The sequence below is a fragment of the Agathobaculum sp. LCP25S3_E8 genome (assembly GCF_052117165.1).
Taxonomy (GTDB): domain Bacteria; phylum Bacillota; class Clostridia; order Oscillospirales; family Butyricicoccaceae; genus Agathobaculum.
In genome coordinates this window covers 43,294-64,623 of record NZ_JBQKJR010000004.1, presented here as the reverse complement: position 1 = coordinate 64,623, position 21,330 = coordinate 43,294, and the positions used below count along the sequence as shown (strand labels likewise).

Below are 21,330 nucleotides of genomic sequence, written 5' to 3'. Positions count from 1 at the left end.
GACATGAGCAGCATTCGTTGCGATATTTACGACCCCAAGGAATATGACATTTGGTTTGCGGCTGCGCCCTATGGCGCGGCCAGCAAGCCCGCCAAGACGCTCAAACAGTGGGCGGCAGAGGAACAGGCCGACGTGGTGTACAACCTCTGTCTGTTCAACATGACCGGCAGCGGCAGCGACAAGTACGGTGTGATTAAAGGCCGCACGCTGCAATACTTACGCGCCAAGAACGTGGACTGCGGCTACGGCGGCACGGCCGAGCATCTGACCGTCAGCGAGGGCAATGTGGTTGCGGGCGTGAAGGTTGCAGTGCGCGACGGCGTGGTGCTGTCCGGGCTGGACAAGTCCACCTATCGCAGCCGCAACATGATTGGCATGCTCGCCGACGGCCGCATCATCGTCGTGCAGTCCTCGGACGGCTGCACCGAGGAGCAGGTGGCGCGCTATGCCGCCGGGCGGTACACAATCGAACTCCTGCTGGTGCAGGACGCGGGTGGCAGCACCGGCATGTACCGCGTGAGCGACGGCTATCTGTTCGCACCCGAGAAAGAGGGCGCGGACGGCAGGCCGGTGTGCAGCGTAGTATGTATGAGAAAGAAAAACAAGGAGGAAAAACCTATGGGCAAGAAAAAGGTATTTATCGGCGTAGGTCACGGCGGCAGCGACCCCGGCGCGGTTGGTTATCTGGTTGAGAAGGACGTCAATCTTACGATGGCGATCGCGTGCCGTGATTTTCTGACCGCCTACGGCGTGGATGTCAAGATGAGCCGCACCAAAGACGAGGATGATGCGGTGAATGAGGAGGTTGCGGAGTGCAACGCCTACGCGCCCGATCTGGCAATTGACGTCCACAATAACAGCGGCGGTGGCGATGGTTTCGAGGTGTTTCACACGATCCACGGCGGCACGGGCAAGACGCTTGCGCAGAACATCGAGAAGCATGTCAAGGCCATGGGCCAGAACAGCCGCGGCGTGAAAACCCGACAGGGCACGAGCGGCGACTATTATGCGTTCATCCGAGAGACGGTCGCACCTGCGGTCATCGTCGAGGGAGTGTTCGTAGACACCAAGGCCGATGCTGCGCAGGCGGACACGCTGGCCGAGCAGCAGGCATTCGGCGTGGCTTACGCCAAGGGTATCCTCGACACGCTGGGCCTGGCCTATGACGAGCCGGAGGAAGCACCGGACGATGAACTGGCAGAGCTGGAGAAGGGAGCAGATAGTATGACACAGGCAGAATTTGAAGCAATGTACAATAAGGTCAACCCGTTGTACAAGACCATCGACGACGTGCCGAGCTATTGGCAGCAGGACGTGCGCGAGATGCTCGACAGCGGCGCTATCAACGGCGGCACAGCGGACAATCCGAACGACGTCAACATGCGCCATGAGGCGCTGCAGGCGGCGATTGTTGCGCGTCGCGCGGAGGTAGCAGAGAGCAAATAACGGTGTTCAATTTGGACACGGGAAAGCCCCGGCCGAAAGGCCGGGGCTTCCCTATGCTTATAATGCAAGATGAAACATATGGAAAAGTGAAATGGTATGTTATAATAAATGTAACTGTAAAAAGGAAGGTTTTGCAGATGAAAGAGCAAAAGTGGGCAATATGGATTTCTATTGTTGTATTTGTAATCACATTCGGTGTAGCTGCTCTTTTAGAAAAGAACGAAGTCAATAGAGAATTTGCAACGAATTTGCAACACGCTATTTTTAATGTTTTTGTTCTTCTTTGCTGTTCTGCGTTAAATTTATTAAAATAATTTATACAAAATATGAACTGTTTGGTTTTTTAAATACTGAAAAGAAAGAGAAATAAAGCAAACCCGTCACGAAAGTGACGGGTTTGCTTTGGTGACCCAGCGGGGATTCGAACCCCGGACACCCTGCTTAAAAGGCAGGTGCTCTGCCGACTGAGCTACTGGGTCATATTGGGTTGTGTCATGGATGCCGGATTTGTGCGGATAGATATGGCAGGGACGGCTGGATTCGCTTTTCTGCGGAAAAGCCACGGCGGTTCAAACAATCCACCGGATTGTTTGCAAGAGCCGCCTTTCGAATCCGGTCACAGAAGATACAATGGCAGGGACGGCTGGATTCGAACCAGCGAATGTCGGCGTCAAAGGCCGATGCCTTACCGCTTGGCGACGCCCCTGTATCCGTTGAATCAAAAAACAGGCCGTACCCTAAGCATAACGCGCTGCGGTAGGCAGCGCGTCATAGGGTCATATGGGGTGGGTAAAGGGACTCGAACCCTCGACCCTCGGAACCACAATCCGATGCTCTAACCAACTGAGCTATACCCACCATATTTTGTTTCGCTAGCGGAATTTGGCACGCCAGGAGGGATTCGAACCCCCGGCCTACTGCTTAGAAGGCAGTTGCTCTATCCGGCTGAGCTACTGGCGCATATCAATTCCGGCAACCCGATGCCTGAAAGAAGTGGAGCGGGTGATGGGAATCGAACCCACGTGTTCAGCTTGGAAGGCTGACATTCTACCATTGAACTACACCCGCGGGTTTTTCTGACGCTTAAACAGTATAACAATGAATGCGGATTTTGTCAACAGATTTTTTTATTTTCTTTCAAGAAAATTTTATCGGCCATATTGAAAAATTTCAAAAAGCGGTTTGCACGTCATCAAAAGGGCATAAGGGAATGGTATACTGAAAGCATGAAGGGGGGATGCAGCGTGGGATACACGATTTTACTGGCGGAGGATGAGCCTGCCATGCGTGAGGTGGTTGCCGACTATTTTACCGAAAAGAGCGGCGGCGCGATGACGGTGGTGGCAGCGCCAGATGGTGACACCGCACTCACTTTCATTGAGCAGCGTGCGTTCGATTTGCTGCTGCTCGACGTGATGCTGCCGGGAACGGACGGCTTTGCGCTGTGCCGTGTGGCGCGGCAGCGGGGGGATATGCCCATCCTGTTCGTCACGGCACGTGAGGACGAGCAGGACAAGCTGCACGGCTACGGCCTCGGCGCAGATGACTATGTGGTCAAGCCGTTTTCGCTGGCGGTGCTGTACGCTAAGGCGCAGGCGCTGTTGCGCCGCGCCAAGGGGTTGACGCAGGGAGATGTGCTGGCGGCGGGTACGCTTGTTCTCGACCCCGCGCGCGGCACGGTGACGGTAGGCGGGCAGCCGGTTGCGCTGCCGCCCAAAGAATTTGCGTTGCTGCGGGCGCTGATGGAGCGCAAAAACCGCGTGCTGACGCGCGACGAGCTGTTAAATCTCGCGTGGGGCTGGGATTTTGACGGCACAGACCGCGTCGTGGACAGTCACATCAAAAAGCTGCGAAAAGCGCTTGGTGCGCACGCGGGTTGTATCAAAACTGTGGTCAAGCAAGGCTACAAATTGGAGGTGGATGGAGATGAAAAGCAAGCATAGGAATTTCTGGAGTTTCTTCTGGCGCGTGAGCGCGGGGTTTTTGGCGTTTTATCTGGCGGTGATGGGCGTGTTCACCTATGTGACGGCACAGCGCAAGCTGGACGAGGCGCGCGAAACGCGCGGTGACTACAATGAGTTGCTGGATACAGCTAATCACGAAACGGAGCAAGGAGAGATCGGATACGGCAGGATGCAATATTACATCTGCAACCAGGAAACGCAGCCGCTGACAATGGTCGGTATTTTCGACAAAGAGCGCAATTTGCTTGCGGCGTCGGGCAATTATTACAGCCTGGGGACGGGACTGTATCTCGATTTGGAGCGTTGGCTGACTGAGGAAGAGGTGTTTCAGCTCATCCGGTTAGAGCAGGAAAGCCGCAAAGCGTACCCGGTGAAAACCGGCAATACCTTTCACAAGCTGTATTATCAGGGCTGGCAGGACAACGGTATGTTCATTCCCTACCGGCTGACCTATACCACATCCGAGTATCATGTGCTCGAGGACGGCGGAATTATGGAAACCGAACTGGACGGCGAAACCGTGCTGATGGAGCGCCAGCCGGATATCGACACCAGCGGCCTGTTCTGGAACGACCAGCCGTTTGAATGTCTGATGGGTCATATCCCCGATAACTTCACGTTATCGGGATTTGATGTGGAGGACGGCGTTTCGGGCTATGTTAAGGTGCGGGATTCTGAGGAATTGGCGCAGATGCGTACACGCATGATGACGTTGGCGCAGGGCGTGGAGAATATGAATTTTGTCATCGGTGCATGGAACGAGAATAATACGATTTTCCATTATTATGTGGAGGTTGGCAGCTATCTCGGACAGGATATGGTCACCATGGAGCCGACGGACTATTCTATGGTTTACATCTGGTCGTACTATCCGCTGCGCGACGCGATGGATGAGCTGAAGACGGTTTACGGGATGAGCTTGTTGGCCATGCTGACCATGTCCGCTATTCTGGCCCTCGCACTGCTGCGCGTCTGGCGCAAGCAGGAGCGCGTCGAGCAGGCGCGCCGCGACACAACCGCTGCGCTCGCGCACGAGCTGAAAACGCCGCTGTCTGTGCTGTCCGCGACCGCCGAGCTGCTCTCCGACGACATGGCGCAAGATAAGCGCGCGCACTATCTGGATGTCATCCGGCAGCAGGCGCAGCGCATGGACGGCAGCGTGCGGCACATGTTGGAGCTGTCCCGGCTGGAGGCGGGCGTGAAAGCCTTGCGGCGTGCGCAGGTGACTCTCTCCGCCCTGGTGCGTGAGCGGCTGGATGCCGCCGTCCCGCCGGACAGCCGTCTGCACACGTCGGTTGTGGTGGATGGACCAGATGAGGCCGAGGCCGACCGCGCGCTGCTTATCCGTGCGCTCGACGCATTGCTCGAGAATGCGGTGCAGCACACCCCGCCGGATGGCAGCATCACCGTGCGCATCGAGAAAGGCGTGTGCGCGGTAATCAACACGGGTGAGGCAATTCCTCCCGCAGCGCTGCCTCGCTTGTGGGAGGCGTATTATCAGGCTGATTCGGCACGCAGCAAACAGGGCGACGGGCTGGGGCTGTCGATTGCAAAAACCGTATTCGACCTGCACGGTTACGCCTATGGTGCAGAGAATACACCCGCAGGGCCGCGTTTCTGGTTCCGTTTCGGCAAGGCATGATAGACGCTTGTCCATGCGTCAAACATTTTTCCTTTTTGTGCAGATTACGCTTGAGAATTGTGACCAAATGGGGTAAACTGGTAGTACAAATAAAACGTATGATGCGCGGAAAGGGTGAGAAACATGTTTGGTTGGAATGCAGTAGGGTTCGGCGGCAATAGTGCATATGCGTCCGCATACCTCGAACAGGCCGCCGGTGCGCGCAGTATGGTGCCAATCGGTTCCGTCCAGCCTGCCCAAACCACAGCTGTCTCCCCGGTACCGGCGGTGGCTGCGGTACAGCCGGACACGGCGCAGGCCGTACCGGAGCAGGAGGGGCCTCAGCTTCCTTCTCAGCGGGAGGGCGTAGACCCGGTTGAATGGGCTGTCCGTGGCCGTATTCAGTATGCCGATGGCACTGGTCAGGCGGCATCCGAGGATGCCGCTGCGGCGGAAGGACAGGCCGCGTCGGAAACCAAGTCTGCGCAAGAGGTCATGGAGGAAAGCGAGTGCCAGACCTGTAAGGAGCGCAAATATCAGGATGGTTCGGATGACCCCGGCGTTTCGTATAAAACGCCAACCAATATCGCCCCTGAGGCGGCGGCTTCCGCTGTTCGCAGCCATGAGCAGGAGCATGTAAGCCGGGAGCAGTCCAAGGCACAGCAGGAAGGTCGGGAGGTAGTCAGCCAGTCAGTCACGATACATACCGCTATCTGCCCCGAGTGCGGCAGGGTTTACGTCTCCGGCGGCACGACCCGCACCACCACGCGTCAGGAGAAAGCTGCGCAGATGTATCAGCAGCAGGAGCAGGCACCCAGCCAGTTCCAGTCTGTGGCATAAGAGAAAACAGCCGGTCCGGAAACCGGCTGTTTTTTGCTGTCTGCTGGTATCCGATATAAAAAGCCACCCGTTCGGGTGGCTTTTTCGCGTTATTGCAGGTTAATGGTGACCGCCTGATCTTCGAGCAATTCCAGATCGTCGTCCGGCTGCCAGAAGCATACGCTGGTGATCTGTGCGATCTGCTCAGGTGTTGCGTCGGGGTATTCGATCGTCGTGATGCACAGGCTGTTTTCGCGATCATACGCATAGTCGATATAGCAGTCGGCATCCAGTTCCGTGCCGTCCGCATTCAGCAGGAAGAATTGCGCGTTGCTTTCCGTGATCGGGCCATGGAAAGAGAACGTTGCAACGGCGCGGTGCTCGCCAACGTCCAGACTTTCGAGCGTATAGCCGCCCGTGCTGTCATCGGTCAGCGGCAGGCTGTCCAGCGTACCCTTGACCTCGTGTGAGCGATACGGGCCAATGCAGGGAATCAGCGTGACCGACTGGGTATCCATCCCTGCGCCGAGGAACTCGAAGCTGTTGGACGCGCGGCTGATACCACCGCCGACGCTGCCGTTCGAGATGACCGGCAGGTAGTTGCCCTTGTCGTCGCGCAGGACAAAATTGGTCATGGGAGCCTCCGCCTGTTCGCTCAGCGTGATGGTCGAGCCGAACGGCGAGATCGAAACACGCTCAATGCGTGGTTCATAGTGCATATGATAGGTTTGCCCGTCATATTCTGTGGAAAAATCGACGGTGAAATCCTGCTTCGGTTCGACGGTCAGCGTTTCGACTGCGACCGCGCTCTTGTCTACCGACATCTCGAATCGGAAATTAGCTATGCTAATGTTGGCTGCGCCACGCGCTTGTAGCAGTAAATCGAACTGGTCAGGCAGCTCCTCCTTCAGTACGATGCGGTTTACACCTGTTAGAGTATATTCGTCTGGCATGGTTGTCTCGTTTTCGATTGTACCGGTCGTGTCGAGCTGCTTTCCATTGACTTCTACAGAGAAGAAAGGCGCAGTCCAGTCGATACGGGTAGAAAGCGGGACGTTTTCGCGGTTTATTACCTCGATTGGTGTTTTGCTTTTGAGCGTATAGAACACCAGCATATAGCTGTCATCCACGGCGATATTGTCGATGGTGAGCGTCTGGTCGCCGTTGGTGTCGCTCATGCCGACGGCGGCGTTGTATTTCTCGTATTTGCCCTGATATTCGGTATACTCCGAGCCGCTGTTTTGCGTAAAGTAGCCGATGGCGTTGCGTGCCATTTCCAGCACGGTCGGCGCTGCCGCCGCCGCTCCAACCACCAGCGCAGCGGCAATGCCGATACAGACGGCGGTGCGCGGTGCGCGGCGCTTTTTGATGGGAGTCACCTGCTCCGGCAGGTCGTGCAAGAGCGCGTCCATGCGCTCGTCAAAGCCCTTGGGAATCGGGCTGTCCTCGCGCTGTGCGCGCGCCTTGAGCTTTTCGTCAAATGTCATGTCTCATTCCTCCTCCAGCAGCGTGCGCAGGCGGTTTCGCGCGCGGGATAGGCGGCTGCGCACTGTCCCTTCGCGCACGCCAAGCGTTTTTGCAATCTCGGCGGTCGTCATATCCTCATAATAGAACAGTACGGTCGCTACGCGGTAGTCCTCGGGCAGGGCGCACACCGCGTCCCATAGGGTAAAGTCGTGCTTATCCTCTGCGCCGCCGGCAAGCGGCTCCAAGTCGTCCGTATAGGTCACACGCGCGCTGCGGCGGTGGTGCTCATAGGCGCAGTTGACCGTAATTATAATCAGCCAGCCCTTGAGCGCTTTCTCGTCGCGCAGTCGCCCGAAGGCCTGCCACGCGCGCAAGATGGCTTCGCTGACTGCGTCCTCCGCATCTGCGTTGCTCGCAAGCATCGCGCGGGCGGCGCGGTACATCGCGCGGCGGTGTTCGGTCACAGCGGCGGTAAAGCGCTCACGCGGGTCGTCCTGTATCTGGCTTAGCAGCATTTCCATTGTATCACCTCGTCTCGTTGTCCGGACACTTTAAGGATGCACGGAGGCGGGGGATTGTTCCCGGAGAAGAAGAAAAAATTTGCCGCCGGACCAAAGCCCGGCGGCATTGTATTAAATCGTGTCGATGATGAGCTTGCCGTCCTCGGCGCGTAGATAGGCACCCTTGAGCGGCTGTTCGCCCGTGACGATGGCAGTCGCCAGCGGGTTTTCCACCTCTTTTTCAATCAGGCGACGCAGGTTGCGCGCGCCGAATTTGAGCGAGAAGGATTTTTCGACCAGCCAGTCGAGCAGGCTGTCGTCCCACGTCAGGCGGATATCCTTATCAGCCAGATTGTCGCGCAGTTCGTTCAGCATGATGACCGAGATGCGGCGGAAGTCCGCTTCAGTGAGCTGATTGAAGGCGATAATTTCGTCGATGCGGTTTAAGAACTCGGGGCGCATGATGTCCTCGAGCGCCTTCATCGCGCGCTCACGGCTCTGCTGGCTGACCGTGCGGCCGAAGCCTGCGGGCGCGCCGCCGGTCTGCGAGCCGGCGTTCGAGGTCATGACAATGACCGTGTTTTCAAAGCTGACCACGCGGCCCTGCGCGTCGGTCAGACGGCCGTCGTCAAGAATTTGCAGCAGTGCGTTGAGAACATCCGGATGTGCCTTTTCGATTTCATCGAACAGCACGACCGAGTACGGACGGCGGCGGATTTTTTCCGTCAGCTGACCGGCCTCATCATAGCCGACATAGCCCGGAGGTGAACCGATCAGGCGGGAGACCGTGTGTTTTTCCATATATTCCGACATATCCAGTCGCACCAGCGCGTCCGGCGAGTCGAACAGGTCGAGCGCAAGCTGCTTGACCAGTTCGGTCTTGCCCACGCCGGTCGGGCCGACGAACAGGAAAGACGCAGGTTTGCGCTTGGGGCTGATGCCCGCGCGCGAGCGGCGGATGGACGCGCAGACCGCGTCGACCGCTTCGTCCTGTCCAATGACATGGCTTTTCAGGCGCTCCTCCATGCCGCGCAGACGCGCGGACTCTTTGGCCGCGACCTTGGCAGCCGGGATACCGGTCCACAGCTCAATGACCGAGGCAAGCATCTGCTCGTCGACTGTGGGCGCGGGCTTACACATCAGCTCATGCAGCCGGCTTTCGACCTGTAGCAGCCGCTGACGGCAGGACGCGATGCGGGCGTAGGTGTCCTCCTGCTCATCGCGTGCACTCGACTGGGTCAGCAAGTCAAGCTGGGTTTGCAGGCCCTCCAGTTCGGTTTGCAGCGCGGGGATTTCGGACAGCTGCGGCGAATCCAGGTTGAGCCGCGAGCATGCTTCATCGATAAGGTCGATGGCCTTGTCGGGCAGGAAACGGTCGGTGATATAGCGCTCACTCATTTCGGCGGCACGGCGGCAGATATCGTCCGGCACCTGTACGCCGTGGAAAGTCTCATAATACGAGCGGATGCCTTTGAGGATTTCGGTTGTCTCTGCGACCGACGGCTCCCCGATATACACCGGCTGGAAGCGTCGCTCGAGCGCGGCGTCCTTCTCAATGTGCTTGCGGTACTCCTTGAGCGTCGTTGCGCCGATGACCTGAATATCGCCGCGGGCAAGCGCGGGCTTTAAGATATTCGCGGCGTTCATCGAGCCTTCCGAGTCGCCTGCGCCGACAATATTATGCACCTCGTCGATAACAAGGATGATATTGCCGAGTTTTTTTACCTCGTCAATCAGACCCTTCATGCGGCTCTCAAACTGGCCGCGGAACTGCGTACCCGCGACAAGTGCGGTCAGGTCGAGCAGATGCACTTCCTTATTCCGCATCTTGAATGGGATGCGCCCCTCGTTGATGCGCACGGCCAACCCTTCCGCAACAGCCGTTTTGCCGACGCCCGGCTCGCCAATCAGACAAGGGTTGTTCTTTTGGCGGCGGTTGAGAATCTGAATGACGCGGTCGGTTTCGCGGTCGCGGCCGACGATGTGGTCGATTCGACCTTCTGCGGCTTTGCGTGTCAGGTTTTCACAGTAGTTATTCAGGTATTTGCGCTTCTTGTCATCACGCGGAGGCGCCTGCGTGCGTGTGCGCGCGCCTTCTCCACCGCGCAGCGGCCGCTGCGGCGGCAGCGACGAAGGAGCAGGCGGATTGGAAATGGGGTCGGTTTCGTGCGGCGCGTCGTCGTCCGATCCGTCCGCACCGGCGGTGACCAGGTCGTTTAAGTCGGACAGCGATCCGATTTCACTCGAAAGGGCTTCGAGGTCATCCTCGGTGATGCCCATTTGTTCCATGATGTTGTCGAGTGGCTTGACGCCCAGCTCGCGCGCGCACTTGAGGCACAGCCCCTCCTGCGTGGTCTTATCCGGGCCTTCGATTTTGGTGATAAACACCACTGCGATGTTCTTTTTGCACCGCGAGCACATTGGCATATTCATAAGAAAAACTCCTTTTGGGAAGTGGGAAAACAAAATCAGATGGCGACCGGCAGCACGTCAATCAGCGCCGCCAGCAGCAGACTGTGGGAAACCCGTTCGGGAGACAGCCAGCCGAGCGGGGAATAGGCAATGGGATAGACCCACCAGACGCCCAGTAATATCAAAGAAATCAGCACAGCGCCGGCCACAAGCCCAACCGCACCGCCCGCCAGCGAATCGAGAATGCCAAGCGGGGTCAGATGTGCGATAGCGTGCAGACTTTTGGCGGCTAGGCCAACCAGCCAGCCGAACAGAATACAAAATAGGATGAGCAGCAGTACGAACGCCACACTTTCTGCCATGGAGACAGCGGCTTCGGTCGCGGTCTGACGCAGCGCGTCCAACGCGCCGACAGCGCCGCTCACGCCCGCCCGTTTTTCAAATATATCACCGACAATTGGAGTGACAACCCATTCCGAAACATAGGGCGCGGCAGCACGGGCCGCAAAAAAGGCGGCGGCTACCGCGATTACGCGGCCGACCAATCCGGTAAGCGCACCGAAAAAACCGCGCAGGAAACCCAGAATGAGATTGATAAGCAAAACTGCCAGAATAATCAGGTCGGGCAGGTTGCACAGGTCGGTGAGAACGGATAAAACGTCAGTTGGCATTGGTAACTTCCTCGGAATGTTCGGAATGCGCGGTAAATAGACGCGCATTTTTGGTGTAAAGAGCGCATACGGTGCCGTCGTCGGTCAGCAGTACGCGACGCGCGCCCACCGCTTCGGTATTGCGCCACTGGGGACGGAATGACGTATCATAAACGGTCACGCCAGAAGCGCTCAGAACGGCTGTTCCCGCTGCGGAAATCGCCAGCGCGGAGGGCTCCTCCGCCAGCGCGTAGGGGCCGGACAGCGTGCCGCCGCGTATCGTATACAGGTCGCTGCGCGCGCCGCCCGAATAGGAGCGTGTGGCAATGGCCAGCATGTTGTCGTGTGCGGTCAGAGAGATGAGGTCGCTGGAAGCGATGGTGAGCGTGTGCTCGGTTTCACCGCTGCGGTCTATCAGGTACAATCCATCGTCGCACAGAACGGCGGCGGTATTGCTTTCCGGATAGCAAAGCGCCATGCCAAGCGTATCCTCCAGCGTCGCTTTTGCATCGAGCGAACCGCTGGACACATCATAGAACAGCACGTAGGAGTTGAGCGCGACGCCATCCTGCTGGAAGGCAAGTGCGGCGAGCGTTTTGCCGTCCGGGGACAGATCAGCCGATACGATATAGTATTCCGAGGACTGGTATTTGAATACCTCCTTGCCGGAGGTGTCATAGACAGCGACTGCAGTACGGTAGCCTTGTTCGTCGGTCACCAGTACAAATCGCCCGTCCTGCCCGATGCTGCCGGTAAGGATTGCAGAGTCGAGGGTCAGCTCGGCCACCGCTGAAGCGGAGTTGGTCAGCACCGCCTGCATGCCGCCGCGGTCATATACCAGCACATAATCGTCGCTGGCCTCCACTACAGGGGAGGAATATCCCAGCGTGTATTTCATCGTGGTCACGCTGCCGGGGCGCGCAAGGAACAGGGAATCGTTGTCCGCATAGGCAATGCCCGCTTCAAACAGCGCGGCATCCGAAAACGTGCCGTTTTCATAATTGATGGTGGTGATGTCCCCCTCGTGCTGTTTAAACCCTGCCACCGCATATTCCGCAAGACTGCGGATGGAGGTGGGGGAGAACAGCCGGTAGTTGGAGAGCAGGAACAGGAACGTGCAGACCACCAGCAGCCAGCCGCATACCGAGCGCAGCAGCGCGGTTAAGCGTACGCGAGGGTCCTTGCTTTCGCGCAGCAGACGGCGGCGCTCCTTCCGTGAGGACGGGAAACGGATGATATTCTGTTTGGACTTGGTGGGCTGTTGTTCGCTCATGTTGTTCCGTCTCCTCATTGTATCGCGTTTGGGGGTGGAAAATGTGAATAAAAAATAAATTATCCGAAAGCCGCTTACGCATCCAGATGGAAGCGGGCAAGCTCGGGGGTGTGCTCGTACCACAGCCGGTTCATGAACAGGCCGCAGGCGGGCAGGGTAGGGCCGGCCTGCTCGCGGTCGCCCGCGCGCAGAATAGCGGTCACGTCGTCCGGCGTCAGCTTGCCGCCGCCGACATAGGTCAGTGTGCCCGCGATGGCACGCACCATATTATAGAGAAAGCCGTCCCCGCATACACGGATGCGGATTAAGTCGTCCGCCGGCTCGACCTCGCACCAGAAGATGGTGCGCACCGTGCTTTTGACCGGCGTGCCCTGACTGCGCACAGCGGCAAAGTCCTGTTTCCCGACAAAGCGCTGCGCGCCGGCCTGCATGCGCTCGATGTTGAGCGGATAGTTGTATCGGTAGGCGTAGCGCGCGTGGAACGGGTTGCGCAGGGTGGACGGGAAAATATAATAGGCGTATTCCTTTTTGGTACAGTCAAAGCGCGCGTCAAAGTCTTCCGGCACCTCTACTGCACCCGAAACCGCGATATCCTCCGGCAGAAAGCTGTTGAGCGCATAGGGCAGGCGGTCCATCGGGATGGTGCAGTCCGCTTTGAAGTTTGCGACATAACGGCGCGCGTGCACGCCTGAGTCCGTGCGCCCGACGCCGGAAACATGCACCTTCTGGCCGAGCAGCCGAAAAACCGCGGTTTCCATGGATTCCTGAATGGACGGGCCGTTTTTCTGTATCTGCCAGCCATTGTAGGCCGTTCCGTCGTAGGACAAAATCACTGCAATGTTCATAGGCCGTACCGCCGGAGCAGAAGAATCGCCGCGAACATCGCCGCGCAGATCAGCATCGCGCAGATATCCACACGGGCGATTTTGAGTTGCCGCATGCGAGTGCGGCCCACATCGCCGCGGTACAGCCGGCACTCCATGGCGGTAGCCAGTTCGTCCGCGCGGCGAAATGCCGAGATAAACAGCGGCACCAGAATGGGAATCATGGCTTTTGCCCGCTGCACCAGACTGCCGGATTCAAAATCCGCACCGCGCGCTTTCTGCGCCGAGATGATTTTCTCGGTCTCCTCGATAAGCGTGGGGATAAAGCGCAGCGCAATCGACATCATCATGGATAGCTCATGCACGGGAGCGTGCAGCTTTTTGAGCGGCGAAAGCAACCGCTCCAAGCCGTCGGTCAGCTGGATAGGGCTGGTCGTATAGGTCAGCATCGAGGTTGCAATAATCAGCAGCATCAGGCGGATGACCATGAAAATCGCTGTGCGGATGCCCTCACGGCTGATATGCAGAAAGCCCCACTGCCAGATATACTCACCCGGTGTATAGAACAGGTTGAGTACCGCTGTGAAAGCGACAATGAACAGAATCGGTCGCAGTCCGCGCACAACCAGCTTGGGGGAGATGCGCGAAATGCCGATGATAATAGCTAGAAATGCGACAATCAGCGCATAGGAAATCGGCCCTTCTGCAAGGAAGAGCAGTACGATGAACGCGACCGTCAGCACAATTTTGACGCGGGGATCGAGTCGGTGCACGGCGCTGTCGCCGGGGAAAAACTGACCGATGGTAATATCCTTGAGCATCAGCGCGCGCCCCCTTTCGCTTTGCAGGCGCGCAGTGCGTCCAGCGCCTGCTGCACCGTATAGACCGAGGTGTCCACGTCATACCCGCGTTTTTTCAGCTCCAGCATCACCTTGGTAATCATCGGGATGTCAAGTCCTGCCGCGATAATTTCATTTGCGTGCGAAAACACCGCGCGCGGCGTGTCGCAGAACAGGACTTTCGCGTGATTCATCACGAGCAGGCGGTCAGCCAGACCCGCGATGTCCTCCATCGAGTGCGACACAATCAGAACGGTTGCGCCCGACTGCTGGTGGTAGTCGCGGATAAGACCTAGGATTTCATCGCGGCCCTGCGGGTCAAGGCCTGCGGTTGGCTCGTCCAGCACGAGCACTTCCGGCCGCATGGCAAGAATGCCCGCAATGGCGACGCGGCGCTTTTGTCCGCCGGACAGCGCAAACGGCGACTGGTTCGCCATGCTTTCGTCCAGCCCGACCGCGCGCATGGATTCGATGACACGCTCATCGATCTCGGATTGCTTCAGCCCCATGTTGGTCGGGCCGAAGGCGATATCTCGGGCAATCATCTCCTCAAACAGCTGATATTCCGGGTACTGGAATACCAGACCGACGCGAAAGCGCGTTTCTCTGGCGCATTTGCCTTTTTCGTTCCAGATGGATTGACCGCCCAGCAGCACTTCGCCTTCATCGGGCTTTAAAAGACCGTTAAAATGTTGAATGAGCGTACTTTTTCCCGAACCGGTGTGGCCGATAACGCCCAGAATTTCGCCTTTTTCGATTTTCAAGTCGACGTGGTCGAGCGCTTTGCGCTCAAAAGGGGTGCCTGCGCCATAGATATGGGTCAAGCCCCGTGTTTCCAGAATGGTTGACAAAGGATTCGTCCTCCCGTGTGTCAAAAATCAGTGGGCGCACGCCTCACTGTAGGTAGGTTTCGAGGATGTTGGTGCACTCATCCACAGAAAGCGCGTCAATCGGTAAATCCGCGCCGTCCTGCCGGTCGAGGTCGTACAGCACCTCGATGGTCTGCGGCACGGTCAGCGACGCGGCGCGCAGCGTGTCCACCTGCGTGAAAATTTCGCGCGGCGTGCCGTCCATCAGCACATTGCCCTGGTGCATGACCACCACGCGCCCGGCCTGCACGGCCTCGTCCATATGGTGGGTAATCAAAATGACCGTGATGCCGAATTTGCGGTTCAGTTCGCGCACAACCGCCATCACCTCGCGCCGGCCCTGCGGGTCGAGCATAGCGGTCGGCTCGTCGAGCACGACGCAGCGCGGCATCATGGCAATCACACCCGCAATGGCCACGCGCTGCTTTTGTCCGCCGGACAGACGGTGCGGCGCCTGCGCGCGGTATTCGTACATGCCGACAGCCTTGAGCGCTCCGTCCACGCGTTTGCGGATTTCTGCGGGTGGAATGCCCATGTTTTCGAGAGCAAACGCCACATCCTCCTCAACCACGGTCGCAACCAACTGATTGTCCGGGTTTTGGAACACCATCGAGACGGTCTTGCGCACCTCATAGGTGTTGTTCTCGTCCCGCGTGTCCATCATATCCACATAGCATACGCCGCCGGTCGGCAGGCGGATGGCGTTGAAACACCCTGCGAGCGTGCTTTTGCCCGAGCCGTTGTGCCCCAGCACCGCGACGAATTCGCCGCGCTGGATGGACAGGTTCACACCCTTGAGCACGGGTACGGCAAGCTGCCCTTCCTCGACGGGGTAGGCGTATTGCAGGTTTTCGGTTTTGATGATTTCAGACATCGCTTTTCGTCCTTGCAAAAAATTAGAATTTCGGTCGGTTGGATTCGTTGATGGCATCCTTAACCGCCTTTTTAATAACAAAATACAGCAGCAGCAGGCCGATAGCCATCGGCACAAAGGCGACAATCAGTGAGAAAAGAACATTGGTAAAATGAAGCATGGAAGGCATAACATTCAACTCCTTATCTCTCTATCCCGGTTGATGGTTGTCTGTTTCAGGTTTCTGCGATAAACCGCGCGCTTGAGCCGCACGGCAACGTCAGTCCGGTTGCCTCGACCGGCAGGCCAAGCTCCTGCGCTTCAATGTGTCCCGCGGCGCGCTTTGCCGCCGTGATGCCCAGCAGATAGGCCATCACCGACGGGGCCAGCCCGGTCGAATAGCTGGAAATCAGCACAAACAGAGGATTATCCGACAAAACACCCATGGTCAGCTCGACGAAGTCGGCCACGTCCTCTTCGATTTTCCACGTTTCACCCGAAGGGCCGCGTCCGTAGCTCGGCGGGTCCATGATGATGGCGTCGTATTTGCGGCCGCGCCGAATTTCGCGCTGAACGAACTTTTTGCAGTCATCCACAATCCAGCGGATGGGCCGTTCAGCAAGGCCGCTGGACGCGGCGTTTTCACGCGCCCACTGCACCATACCCTTGGACGCATCCACATGGCAGACCGACGCGCCTGCGTTCGCCGCCGCAAGCGTCGCGCCGCCCGTGTAGGCAAACAGGTTGAGGACGCTGACCGGACGGCCTGCGCCCCGCACCATGCGGTCGATAAAGTCCCAGTTGGCGGCCTGCTCGGGGAATAGGCCGGTGTGCTTGAAGCTCATGGGCTTGAGCTGAAAGGTCAGGTCGCCGTAATGGATCGCCCACTGCTCGGGCAGCTTGCGAATCTCCCATTGTCCGCCGCCTGCCTTGGAGCGGTGATAGATGGCGTTCGGCTTGTCCCAGGCGCGACAGCCCTCTGCCCGCGGCCAGATGGCCTGCGGGTCGGGGCGCACCAGCACCTGATTGCCCCATCGCTCCACCTTTTCGCCGCCGCCGCAGTCGATAACGGCGTATTCTTTCCAGTTGTTTGCGATCCACATAAAAGATATCCCTCATTCAGATGTGAGATTTACACAATATATCAGTCTCTATTCTAACACCAAACTGCGGCGCGTGCAATCAAAAAAGAAGCGCAGCTAAAATCGTGGCTTTAGGTAAAACAGCAAAAAAAGCGCACATACCCGCTCCAAGCGGGTATGTGCGCACAAGGGGGAAAAGTGCTTAGGCTTTGTTTTCGGATGTATGGGACAAGCGGCGAGCGATGACGATGAACATGACGATACTCATGACTACCGAGAACAGGTCGGCAACCGGCTGGGAGAAAATGATGCCGGTCATGCCGAGATAAGCGCCCGCAATGATGACGCAAGGGACGAAAATGAAACCTTGACGGCTGACAGCCAGCACCAGAGCCGCGGCTGCGCGACCCATCGCCTGTAGGGCGTTTTGCAGCACGAACATGATGCCCAGCACCGGTGCGGAGAACATCAGCGCGCGCAGCATGGGCACGCCTGCTTCAATAACGGCAGCGTCGTCAATAAAGATGGAAATAATCGAATCGGCGGTAAACCAGTAGATAACGGTCAGAATCACGCCCATAATGGTCGTGCAGACAGCCGAGAAGTTGACTACGCCGCGTACACGGCGGATGTTGTTTGCGCCGTAGGCAAAGCCGATGAGCGGCTGCACACCCATCGCAAGGCCAAGCTGGACGAACACCACCAGCATGTTGGCTTTCATGGCAACGCCCATGCCCGCGACTGCATTGTCGCCGTAGCCGGCAAGGTATTTGTTGAGCAGGATGTTGGACAGGCTCATCAGAATGTTGTTGAGCGAGGCCGGCAGGCCGATGGAGATCACGCCGCCGATGATGCCGCGCACGGCGAAGTCGCGCGGGTGGATGGACAGCACGGTTTTGCCGCGCAGAAAGTAGAACAGGTAGAAAAAGCAGGCGCAGATGTTGCCAATGACCGTTGCAATGGCTGCGCCCGCAACGCCCCAGCCCAGTGCGAGAATCATAATGGGGTCAAGGATGATATTGACCACCGTGCCGACCATATTGCCAATCATGGAGGCGGTGGCTGCGCCCTCGCCGCGAATCAGGTTGCAGAAGCCGTTAGCGAAAATGATAAATGGCGCGCCGAGCGAAATCCAGAACAGGTAGTCGCGGGCATAACCAATGGTGTATTCACTGGTGCCGATGACCGACAGGATGAACGGCATGGCGGCAAGAAACACGAAAATCATAATTACGCCCCAGATAAGCGAACCGTAGCAGCAGAACGCGCTGACCTTTTTGGCGCGTTCGCCCTCATTTGCGCCCAGCAGGCGAGAGATGAGAGACGAACCGCCGATACCGAACATGTTGCCGAAGGCCATCAGGATGAGAAACACCGGCGTTGCCACCGAAACCGCCGCCACCTGATTGGCGTCGCCCGTCTGGCCGACGAAAAAGGTGTCGACCATGTTATACAGTACGACCACCAGCATGCTCAGCATGGTTGGCACGGCCATTTGCGCGACAGCCTTGGGGATAGGGGCATCACGGAATACAGAATCGCTATTATTTCTCATTATATTACCTCCTGTAATTATATAAATGTAGGTAGCTACATAAATGGACGAAAAAATATCAGCCCTCGCTGATATTGCGGTAGACGCGGGACAGATATTCTTCCAGCTGTGCCATTTCCGCCTCGGAAAAGCCGCGGGACGCCTGCGCGTCCAGATACAGGCGGATGTCGTTCATGACGCGCTGTACCTCGCTGAACTTGTCCGTCAGCCGGACGATACGGCAGCGGCGGTCGCGTTCGGATACAGCGGTTGTAACAAAGCCCTTGTCCTCCAGCCGCCGCAGGAAGCCGATCACGGTCGGGTGCTTGAGTCGGAAATGCTGGCCAATGTCCTGCACGGTGGTTTCTTGTTCACCGCGCATGTTTAGGTACAGCAGCACGTCGCTCTGCGCGCAGGTCAGGCCAAGCGGGCGCAGTGCCGCGTCCGCGTGCGCCATGAATTGAATGCTGATCATTTTGATGTATTCGCCGGGAAATACCGGACTGCCCAATAGATATCCTTCCCTTCATTAAGTAGCTTGCTACATAAATTTTAACAGGATAGTTTCCTGCTGTCAACGGATTGTAAACAGTTTCGGCGGAACGCGCAGACCGCCCGCAAAGCGGGCGGTCTGGATTGTGCAGTTTTGCGTAAATGTTGATTATTTTTTACGTTTGGCCTTGGCCCAACCTTTTTTCTTTGGTGCGGTTGGGCGGTGTGCCGCAGGACGCACGCTCTTGCCGGATTTTGCCGCACGAGCGGACGATACAGGCGGCTTTTCGCCGCGTGCGGGTCGAATCAGACAGTCCTTACCAAAGCCAATCAGGTCCTCGCGGCCGGCCTTTTTGAGCGCGGCGAGCACAATCGGCCGCTTGTCCGGACGCCGCCATTGCAGCAGCGCGCGCTGCATGGCCTTTTCCTCAGGCGTTTTGGCAACATAGACCGGCTTCATCGTGCGTGGGTCGATTTCAGTGTAGTACATCGCGGTCGACAGCGTGCCCGGTGTGGGATAGAAATCCTGCACCTGCTCGGGCATATAGCCGACGCGGTTGAGGTATTCCGCCAGCAGAATTGCGTCGTCCAACGTCGCGCCGGGATGTGAGCTCATCAGATAGGGGACAAGGTACTGCTTGCGGCCGAGTTTCTGGTTGATGCGGGCGTATCGCTCACGGAATTTTTCATATACGGAAAATGATGGTTTGCCCATATAATACAGAGCGTTATCACTCATGTGCTCAGGCGCAACCTTGAGCTGGCCCGAAATATGGTGTTCGACCAACTCCCGGAAAAAAGCGTCGTTGCGGTCAGCCATCATATAATCATAGCGCAGGCCGGAGCGCACGAATACCTTTTTGATGCCTTCGATTTGGCGCAGCTCACGCAGCAAATTGAGGTAGTCCGTGTGGTCGGCTTCGAGGTTTTTGCAGGCGGTGGGGAACAGGCAGCGCTTGTTTTTGCACAAGCCGTGCTCCTCCTGCATTTTGCAGGACGGGAAGCGGAAGTTGGCCGTCGGCCCGCCGACATCGTGGATATAACCCTTGAAGCCGGGCATCCGCACGATTTGTTTGGCTTCCGCAATCACGCTTTCGTGGCTGCGCGCCTGAATATACCGCCCCTGATGGAAGGCGAGTGCGCAGAAGTTGCACGCGCCAAAGCAGCCGCGGTTGTGGATGATGGAGAACTGCACTTCCTGAATTGCGGGCACGCCTCCCAGCGCCTCATAGGACGGGTGATAGGTGCGCATGTAGGGCAGGGCATAGACGTGATCCATTTCTTCCGTGGTCAACGGACGGGCGGGCGGGTTTTGAACGAGTACGCGCTTTCCGTGGCGCTGCAAAAGCGTTTTGCCGCGCACCGCGTCCTGCTCGTCGTATTGGAGCTTGACCGAGCGGGCGTAGTCCGGCTTGCTCACGCACACGTCCTCGTAGGACGGACACTCTACCGCATTTTCCAAGCCGAATGCGTCATGCGCCATATAGGCCGTACCACGTACCCCGACGCAAGCGTCCGCTCCCTTTTTGCCGTGTTTTAAGTTGTTTGCGAGTTCTACAACCGAGTGCTCACTCATGCCGAACATCAGTCCATCTGCACCGGTCGATTCCAAAATTGAGGGCATGACGCGGTCGGCCCAGTAGTCGTAATGCGCGAAGCGGCGCAGGCTGGCTTCAATGCCGCCGAGATAGATAGGCGTATCCGGGAATGCGCGCCGCGCAAGCATGGCATAGACCGTCACTGCGCGGTCGGGCCGTTTGCCGGCCTTGCCGCCGGGGGTATAAGCGTCGTCCGAGCGGCGCTTTTTGGCAGCGGTGTAGTGCGCGACCATCGAGTCGATGTTGCCGCCGTTGATGAGCACCGCATAGCGCGGGCGGCCCATGGCGACAAAGTCGCGCTCGTCATGGAAATCCGGCTGGCTGAGGATGGCGACCTTGTAGCCAGCGTCCTCCAGAACGCGCGAGATAATGGCAGTTCCGAAGGAAGGGTGGTCGACATAAGCGTCGCCCGTGACGAGCAAAAAATCGCAGTAATACCAGCCGCGATCCTGCATATCCTGCTTGTTTATCGGGAGAAAACCGTTCATCATTTTCCTTTCCCTTTACAAATAGAGGTGGTTTGGCTATTATATGGACAAGGCACTGTCGCAAACGGCAGGCGGTTGACCACACTCCATGGAAAGGAGTGTGATGTTTATGGATCAGATTTTGCAGATTGTATTGCTACTTATTCTGCTGGAAGTCATCAAGACCATAAAAAAATAACCGCCCTCCGACCAAAGATTGCGGTTATTTTTTCATAAGATAACACGTTTCTGAGGTCAACCGTCTGTCGGCGGTGCCTCTTCTACTACTCTCATTATAACGAATTTACTCCGTTTGTCAAGCCCTGCCTCAGTTATCGAGGTAGAACTGCACCAACTCCTGCATCAACTCGTCGCGGTCGATCTTGCAGATCAGGCTGCGTGCATTGTTATGGTTGGTGATGTACGTCGGGTCCTCAGAGAGGAGATAGCCCACGATCTGGTTGATCGGGTTATACCCTTTCTCCTTAAGCGCATCATATACTGCGGTCAGCGTGCGCTTCATTTCCTTGTTGGACTCGTCTACAAGGCTGAATTTTCTTGTGCCGTCAAGCATGTCTGTCTCCTTTCCGATCCTACCGGTTGGTTTTTTGCTATAAACA

20 protein-coding genes and 5 tRNA genes are annotated in these 21,330 nt (G+C 57.4%); 5 read left to right on the top strand and 20 right to left on the bottom strand.

Annotation, left to right across the window (positions count from 1 at the left end; all coding sequences use genetic code 11):
• Positions 1-3 precede the first annotated feature (3 nt).
• Both ACTQ34_RS02905 and ACTQ34_RS02900 read left to right on the top strand, forming a co-directional pair.
• The gene (locus ACTQ34_RS02905; RefSeq protein ID WP_441362416.1) at positions 4-1,446 is read left to right on the top strand and encodes an N-acetylmuramoyl-L-alanine amidase family protein; all 1,443 of its coding nucleotides are present in this window, start codon (positions 4-6) and stop codon (positions 1,444-1,446) included.
• A 137-nt stretch (positions 1,447-1,583) separates the two neighbouring features.
• Entirely contained in the window at positions 1,584-1,760 is a 177-nt protein-coding gene (locus tag ACTQ34_RS02900) for a hypothetical protein (protein WP_441362415.1), read from the top strand.
• Between the two features lie 89 nt (positions 1,761-1,849).
• Here the strand turns inward: ACTQ34_RS02900 and ACTQ34_RS02895 are convergent.
• The 5 genes from ACTQ34_RS02895 to ACTQ34_RS02875 form a co-directional block, all read right to left on the bottom strand.
• A tRNA-Lys gene (locus tag ACTQ34_RS02895) sits at positions 1,850-1,925 on the bottom strand.
• Between the two features lie 152 nt (positions 1,926-2,077).
• A tRNA-Gln gene (locus ACTQ34_RS02890) sits at positions 2,078-2,152 on the bottom strand.
• 75 nt (positions 2,153-2,227) lie between these two features.
• Positions 2,228-2,304 (bottom strand) — tRNA-His (locus ACTQ34_RS02885).
• Between the two features lie 25 nt (positions 2,305-2,329).
• Positions 2,330-2,406 (bottom strand) — tRNA-Arg (locus ACTQ34_RS02880).
• A 34-nt stretch (positions 2,407-2,440) separates the two neighbouring features.
• Positions 2,441-2,514 (bottom strand) — tRNA-Gly (locus ACTQ34_RS02875).
• Between the two features lie 176 nt (positions 2,515-2,690).
• Between ACTQ34_RS02875 and ACTQ34_RS02870 the strand changes: the two genes are divergently transcribed.
• The 3 genes from ACTQ34_RS02870 to ACTQ34_RS02860 all read left to right on the top strand — a co-directional run bounded on the left by ACTQ34_RS02870 (position 2,691) and on the right by ACTQ34_RS02860 (position 5,871).
• The gene (locus ACTQ34_RS02870; protein ID WP_441362414.1) at positions 2,691-3,389 is read left to right on the top strand and encodes a response regulator transcription factor; all 699 of its coding nucleotides are present in this window, start codon (positions 2,691-2,693) and stop codon (positions 3,387-3,389) included.
• Positions 3,373-5,052: a sensor histidine kinase gene (locus ACTQ34_RS02865; protein WP_441362413.1), complete on the top strand. Its 1,680-nt coding sequence runs from the start codon at positions 3,373-3,375 to the stop codon at positions 5,050-5,052. The genes ACTQ34_RS02870 and ACTQ34_RS02865 overlap by 17 nt, the downstream gene beginning before the upstream one ends.
• 123 nt (positions 5,053-5,175) lie before the next feature.
• Positions 5,176-5,871, top strand: coding sequence for a hypothetical protein (locus ACTQ34_RS02860; RefSeq protein WP_441362412.1), 696 nt, complete (start codon positions 5,176-5,178; stop codon positions 5,869-5,871).
• A gap of 89 nt (positions 5,872-5,960) precedes the next feature.
• Here ACTQ34_RS02860 and ACTQ34_RS02855 read toward each other — a convergent pair whose 3' ends face one another.
• The 15 genes from ACTQ34_RS02855 to ACTQ34_RS02785 all read right to left on the bottom strand — a co-directional run bounded on the left by ACTQ34_RS02855 (position 5,961) and on the right by ACTQ34_RS02785 (position 21,284).
• Positions 5,961-7,337, bottom strand: a complete 1,377-nt coding sequence (locus tag ACTQ34_RS02855; protein WP_441362411.1) for a DUF4179 domain-containing protein — start codon at positions 7,335-7,337, stop codon at positions 5,961-5,963.
• Between the two features lie 3 nt (positions 7,338-7,340).
• Positions 7,341-7,838 carry an RNA polymerase sigma factor gene (locus ACTQ34_RS02850; protein WP_441362410.1) on the bottom strand — a complete coding sequence of 166 codons (498 nt, stop codon included), beginning with the start codon at positions 7,836-7,838 and terminating at the stop codon, positions 7,341-7,343.
• Positions 7,839-7,949: 111 nt separating this feature from the next.
• A complete protein-coding gene (locus ACTQ34_RS02845) occupies positions 7,950-10,250 on the bottom strand; it encodes an ATP-dependent Clp protease ATP-binding subunit (protein ID WP_441362409.1) in 2,301 nt (766 codons plus the stop codon).
• Between the two features lie 35 nt (positions 10,251-10,285).
• Positions 10,286-10,900: a CvpA family protein gene (locus ACTQ34_RS02840; RefSeq protein WP_441362408.1), complete on the bottom strand. Its 615-nt coding sequence runs from the start codon at positions 10,898-10,900 to the stop codon at positions 10,286-10,288.
• The gene (locus ACTQ34_RS02835) at positions 10,890-12,152 is read right to left on the bottom strand and encodes a DUF5711 family protein (protein ID WP_441362407.1); all 1,263 of its coding nucleotides are present in this window, start codon (positions 12,150-12,152) and stop codon (positions 10,890-10,892) included. Before ACTQ34_RS02835 ends, ACTQ34_RS02840 begins: the two co-directional genes overlap by 11 nt.
• Positions 12,153-12,226: 74 nt before the next feature.
• Positions 12,227-12,997, bottom strand: a complete 771-nt coding sequence (gene truA, locus ACTQ34_RS02830; RefSeq protein ID WP_441362406.1) for a tRNA pseudouridine(38-40) synthase TruA — start codon at positions 12,995-12,997, stop codon at positions 12,227-12,229.
• Entirely contained in the window at positions 12,994-13,797 is an 804-nt protein-coding gene (locus ACTQ34_RS02825; RefSeq protein WP_441362405.1) for an energy-coupling factor transporter transmembrane component T family protein, read from the bottom strand. The genes truA and ACTQ34_RS02825 overlap by 4 nt, the downstream gene beginning before the upstream one ends.
• The gene (locus ACTQ34_RS02820; protein WP_441362404.1) at positions 13,797-14,666 is read right to left on the bottom strand and encodes an energy-coupling factor transporter ATPase; all 870 of its coding nucleotides are present in this window, start codon (positions 14,664-14,666) and stop codon (positions 13,797-13,799) included. Before ACTQ34_RS02820 ends, ACTQ34_RS02825 begins: the two co-directional genes overlap by 1 nt.
• Before the next feature lie 43 nt (positions 14,667-14,709).
• The gene (locus tag ACTQ34_RS02815; RefSeq protein ID WP_441362403.1) at positions 14,710-15,558 is read right to left on the bottom strand and encodes an energy-coupling factor transporter ATPase; all 849 of its coding nucleotides are present in this window, start codon (positions 15,556-15,558) and stop codon (positions 14,710-14,712) included.
• Between the two features lie 22 nt (positions 15,559-15,580).
• The gene (locus tag ACTQ34_RS02810; RefSeq protein WP_373163916.1) at positions 15,581-15,727 is read right to left on the bottom strand and encodes a hypothetical protein; all 147 of its coding nucleotides are present in this window, start codon (positions 15,725-15,727) and stop codon (positions 15,581-15,583) included.
• A 46-nt stretch (positions 15,728-15,773) separates the two neighbouring features.
• On the bottom strand, positions 15,774-16,640 hold the full coding sequence (locus ACTQ34_RS02805) for a class I SAM-dependent methyltransferase (protein ID WP_441362402.1): 867 nt from the start codon (positions 16,638-16,640) through the stop codon (positions 15,774-15,776).
• 181 nt (positions 16,641-16,821) lie between these two features.
• Positions 16,822-18,174 carry an MATE family efflux transporter gene (locus ACTQ34_RS02800; protein ID WP_441362401.1) on the bottom strand — a complete coding sequence of 451 codons (1,353 nt, stop codon included), beginning with the start codon at positions 18,172-18,174 and terminating at the stop codon, positions 16,822-16,824.
• 58 nt (positions 18,175-18,232) lie between these two features.
• Complete coding sequence (locus tag ACTQ34_RS02795) at positions 18,233-18,628, bottom strand: MarR family winged helix-turn-helix transcriptional regulator (protein WP_441362400.1); 396 nt, start codon at positions 18,626-18,628, stop codon at positions 18,233-18,235.
• 186 nt (positions 18,629-18,814) lie between these two features.
• Entirely contained in the window at positions 18,815-20,731 is a 1,917-nt protein-coding gene (locus ACTQ34_RS02790; RefSeq protein ID WP_441362399.1) for a YgiQ family radical SAM protein, read from the bottom strand.
• Positions 20,732-21,038: 307 nt separating this feature from the next.
• Positions 21,039-21,284 carry an IreB family regulatory phosphoprotein gene (locus tag ACTQ34_RS02785; protein WP_031475480.1) on the bottom strand — a complete coding sequence of 82 codons (246 nt, stop codon included), beginning with the start codon at positions 21,282-21,284 and terminating at the stop codon, positions 21,039-21,041.
• Positions 21,285-21,330: the final 46 nt, after the last annotated feature.